Here is a 4255-nt window from a genome sequence, read left to right on the forward strand (position 1 = left end):
CGATTACAGTTCCCTTTTGCTTCTTGCTTCCAACGATCGGAACTAGTCCTATTATAAAGGTTGATGTCTATCATGGATGTGAAGATTGTCGATGTCGCCCATCGGGCCGGCGTCTCTACCGCCACCGTGTCCAGGGTGCTGAACGATAGCTCSGTCGCGCCGACGCGCTCCGGATCGACCTCCGGCATGCCCATGGCGATGCCGGCCAGCTGGGCCGTGTCGAGGAAGATGTGCCGGAACAGCAGATCATCCGGCTCGCCGTCGAGGCCGCGGATGATATGGCCCTGCAAGGTGTTGCCCTTCACTCCGCCGACGTCCTCCGAGGAGCCCCCTTGGCCGCGGACGTCCAGGGAGAAGAAGGAGAATCCGAGCGCCGCGTAGCCGAGCTTATCCGCCCAGTCTCCGGATTGGCCGGAATAGCCGTGGAAATGCAGCAGCGCCGGATGCGGCTGCGGGATGTTTTTGGGCCGCACGTATTTGGCATGGATGCGGGCTCCCTTCACCCCGGTGAAATACAGGTCGAAGCATTCCGCATGCGGCACCTGAAAGGCTGCCGGCACAAGCTCCACTTGAGGATCAACCGCTTTCATCTCTTCCAGCGCTCGCTCCCAATAGGCGTCAAAATCGGCCGGACGCGGGTTGCGCCCCTCGTACCGGCGCAGCTCCTCGAGCGGCATGTCGAGCATCGGCATCGTCGAAAACCTCTTTCGTTTGGTTAGTTAGGCGGCCAATAACCGTCTTTCCTTTCCTTTTATCACGCATGCCGGACCCGTCAACCCTCGCTTGGCGCCCCGCGCCGCCCGCTCTGGCAGAGCCTCACAGAACCATCAGGAAGACGAGGACGATCAGCAGCAGGCTGATCAGCCCGAGCGTGACGGAGACGATCCAGACGAGCAGAATCGGAGAGCGGAACCGCTCCTCGTTGATCCCTCTGCGCTTCTGGAAATAATCCCTGGCCGCCAGCAGCAGGACGACGGCTCCCATGATGACCGAGCCGATGCCCCCGGCGGAAGCGATGAGACGGCCCGAACGGCCGAGCACCTCCGTCTGCAGCACGAGTCCTGCGGCTATGAAGCCGAGGCCGATCATGGCGATGCTCGTCCTCACCCAGGCGAGAAAGGTCCGTTCGTTGGCCAGATGCTGCTGGGTGTACTTCGCTTCCTGTTCCATCGTCATCTCTCCTTTCCCCCATCATACCCCGGACACGGGAAGCGCAAAAAGGCCTTCCCGCAGGAAGGCCTTGAAATCCGCGTCTAATAACGTTCCAGAATCAACTGGGTCTTGAGCGAATCCTGAGGCACGAGCCAGCCCTTGCCCTGCACGAAGGCAATCAGCTTGTCCCGCTCCGCCGCGGCCTCGCCAGCGTCGTCCGTCTTGAAGGAAACTTCCACGATCGTCTCCGTTCCCGTTCCGGAGGCGCTTCGGATCGGCCAGATTTCCAGATCCGTCTCCAGTCCGTCGAAGGCGCCCGTATACTTGCTTACAGCCACTGGTCCATGCGCTCTTGCAGCCGACAGCTTCCCTTTGCCCCAGCCGGAGGCGCTCCAATTTTCCAGCTTGCCGGGGATTTCATCCACCGCCATGCCGAGCGCTTTGCTTTCTGCCGGCAGAGCCGTGCCGCTGTAGCCCGAGGCGCTTTTCTTTTTCTCCGTGGAAATGCTCAGCGTCTGCTTGCTGTAGTTCCAGTCGATCTCGGCCTCGTAATTGTCGTCCGAGGAAGTGAAGCCCTCCAGCCTGGCCTGCTCCAGCGCCGCATTGATATTGCCGTTCACGATGGGATAACGCTTCTTGTAGCTGATCTCGAAGTTCGATTTGTCGGCTTTCTTGCGGAAGCGCACATCCCATCCCTTCGAATTCAAATCGAGGGACCCGGTGTCGAAATACTCCACGCCGATGCTCTGCGCGGAACCGAGCCCGAAGGCGCTTGCCAGCGCCGGGGACGGCTTGCCGTCGCTGCCGAGCGCGGCTGCCGGACTGAGCAGCAGCTTCACTTCGTAACCCGGAACCATGACGGAGCTTGCCGCTTGGGCCCGTTCGCCCGATTGCATGCCGATTGTCGCGATCAAGCCCCCGGCCAATACCGCCGCAGCCGCTTTTTTCCATACGCTTTTCATCTCATCCGCTCCCCTGCCTGATTTTGCCTTCCGGCTTCTTAACTGTAGCTCCGGCTTGTCCCGGCAACATCAAGGAGATTCGGAGAGTGCGTTAAATACGGAATTAAAAGTTGAATGCCGCTCAAGGTTTATTGAATACGGCCCGACAGCAGCTCCATCATGCTTTGCAGCTGGCCGGACGGATGGCGGTCGCGGTTGCTGGCGCAGCTGATCGTGCGCCGGTAGCGGAACTCCGGAATCGGCCTTGCCAGCAGCAAGCCTCTCGCCACCTCTCCTTGGACCGCCAGTCCCGATACGAACGATACATGACCGCCCTGAATGACCGCCTGCTTGATCGCTTCCAGCGAATCCAGCTCCAGATGCTGCTCCAAGCGGATTCCATGCTGCTCCAGCCAGCGGTCCGTCAGCTCGCGCGTACTGGAATGCCGTCCGTGCAGGACGAAGTCGGCGGTCGCCAGCAGACCCGGGTTCAGTTCAGGGCTGGCGGCCAAGTAATGGCTCGGAGCATGCGCCAGCACGAGCTCGTCGTCGCAGAGCTCATGCACGTCAAGCATCGGCAGGCGGAACGGCTCCGCCGACAGGACGCCGAGATCGATCTCGTGGCTCAGCAGCATCTCCTTGATGACGGAGGATGGCTTGACGGCCAGCGTGACCGTCACCTTGGGATGACGGCGGGCGAACTCCTTGAGCAGGCGCGGCAGCATGTAGGTCGCCGGAACATAGCTGGCCCCGATGCGGAGGGTCCCCCTCCCCGGAGTCCCGTATTCCTGGGCTGTCCGCCTCGCCTCCGCGGCGAGGCTGTTGATTTTTCCCGCATAATGCAGCAAGGCGCGCCCCGCCTCCGTCAGAATCACCTTGTCCATCCGCGGCTCGAACAGCTTCACGCCGTATTCCTGCTCCAGCGACTTCATATGGTAGGTGACCGTCGGCTGCTTGAGGCCAAGCACTTCGGCCACGGCGGTTACTTTGCGGTGCTTGTCGAGCAGCTCGACGATCTGGAACTTCAGAAGGTTCATTCCCTTGTCCCGCCTTCCTCATCCTGGTTGAAAAAGAGAGCCTCCCGGCCGTTCTCCTGCCATTCGTGCCGTCCGGTCATCCCCAAGCGCTGATCCGGATGCCGGCCTGCCTTTCTTGGGGACGAGTCGGACAAGAATAGTCCTTCCGTCTCGTCAGATCGACGAGCGTCAACCGCAGCCCGTGCTTGGCCCCGGTGTCGATGCCGAGCTTGCCGGGGCCATGCCACAGCTCTCCCGGCGGCGCTCCGATCTTGTGCGTCGGCGTGTGGCCGAACACGACATGAGCCGGCGGCAGCCCTGCGCCGCCTGTCTCCCCAGTCCCGAAGGCTGCATCGGCGGCGCATCGGCGGCGCCCCAGAACTCCTCCCGGATGCCGATCAGATCCGGCTCCGTCTGCCGCTCCAGAGGCAGGCCGGGACGGATGCCGGCATGCACGAACAGCCAGCCGCCTTCGGCCGCATGGAGCGGAAGGCTCTGGAGAAATTGCAGCTGCGCGGAGCTTGCGGAATCCAGGCTCCCGCGGCTCGCCAGCTCCCGCTCCAGATGCCGCTGCAGATGCCGCTCCATGTTGCCGGCAAGCGCGACGGCGCCGCCGGAGGCCAGCTCCATGACGTCGTTCAGGGAGCTCCATGTATGCGGCTCGTAATCGATATAATCGCCAAGCAGAAAGAGCCTGTCCCTGCCCGGCTCGTATGCGGCCGCTTCCAGCAGCAAGCGAGCTTCGGCGGTGAAGCCATGGATGTCGGATAGTGCCAGTATTCGGGACATGATGGTCAGTTTGCCTCCTGCTGTGGATAAAGGTAGAGATCGTTCGGGGATATCGTCAGCATGCCCTCGTCTCCGGCCGCCAGCGGCCGATGATGCAGGAACGTCAGCGGCTGTCCGTCGGCCGTGCGGGCCAGCACTCTCCAGCCCTTGCCTTCGAAGACGCTGTGCATGACATGCACGGGCAAGCGGTTCGGCTCCATGCCCGGCTCCAGCGAAGCCGCGGCCTCGGCAGCGGCCGCATCGCCGGAGGACGAGCCGTCCCGCGGCAGAAAGTCCGCCGGGCCGTAGTCGAAGGAATACACGGAGCGTCCGGCTTGGCGCCCGTCTGCGACACGTTCGGAAGATTGAAATGCTGCG

Annotated in this window: 4 protein-coding genes and 3 pseudogenes; 1 reads left to right on the top strand and 6 read right to left on the bottom strand. The window is 62.4% G+C overall.

Annotation, left to right across the window (positions count from 1 at the left end; translation table 11 throughout):
* Nucleotides 1-72: 72 nt before the first annotated feature.
* Nucleotides 73-123, top strand: a pseudogene (locus BN871_RS29460) (hypothetical protein); the annotation flags it as partial.
* Nucleotides 124-155: 32 nt separating this feature from the next.
* Here the strand turns inward: BN871_RS29460 and BN871_RS28050 are convergent.
* The 6 genes and pseudogenes from BN871_RS28050 to BN871_RS28690 all read right to left on the bottom strand — a co-directional run.
* A pseudogene (locus tag BN871_RS28050) lies at nucleotides 156-692 on the bottom strand (acetylxylan esterase); the annotation flags it as partial.
* Nucleotides 693-816: 124 nt separating this feature from the next.
* Nucleotides 817-1170: a YidH family protein gene (locus BN871_RS24525; RefSeq protein WP_232313319.1), complete on the bottom strand. Its 354-nt coding sequence runs from the start codon at nucleotides 1168-1170 to the stop codon at nucleotides 817-819.
* Between the two features lie 83 nt (nucleotides 1171-1253).
* Nucleotides 1254-2114: a hypothetical protein gene (locus tag BN871_RS24530; protein WP_021882170.1), complete on the bottom strand. Its 861-nt coding sequence runs from the start codon at nucleotides 2112-2114 to the stop codon at nucleotides 1254-1256.
* A 128-nt stretch (nucleotides 2115-2242) separates the two neighbouring features.
* Nucleotides 2243-3130 carry a LysR substrate-binding domain-containing protein gene (locus tag BN871_RS24535; protein WP_048749612.1) on the bottom strand — a complete coding sequence of 296 codons (888 nt, stop codon included), beginning with the start codon at nucleotides 3128-3130 and terminating at the stop codon, nucleotides 2243-2245.
* A 168-nt stretch (nucleotides 3131-3298) separates the two neighbouring features.
* The gene (locus BN871_RS24540) at nucleotides 3299-3898 is read right to left on the bottom strand and encodes a metallophosphoesterase (RefSeq protein WP_048749613.1); all 600 of its coding nucleotides are present in this window, start codon (nucleotides 3896-3898) and stop codon (nucleotides 3299-3301) included.
* Nucleotides 3899-3903: 5 nt separating this feature from the next.
* Nucleotides 3904-4255, bottom strand: a pseudogene (locus BN871_RS28690) (hypothetical protein); the annotation flags it as partial.

This window comes from Paenibacillus sp. P22, from assembly GCF_000469945.2.
Classification (GTDB): Bacteria; Bacillota; Bacilli; order Paenibacillales; family Paenibacillaceae; genus Paenibacillus_O; species Paenibacillus_O humicus.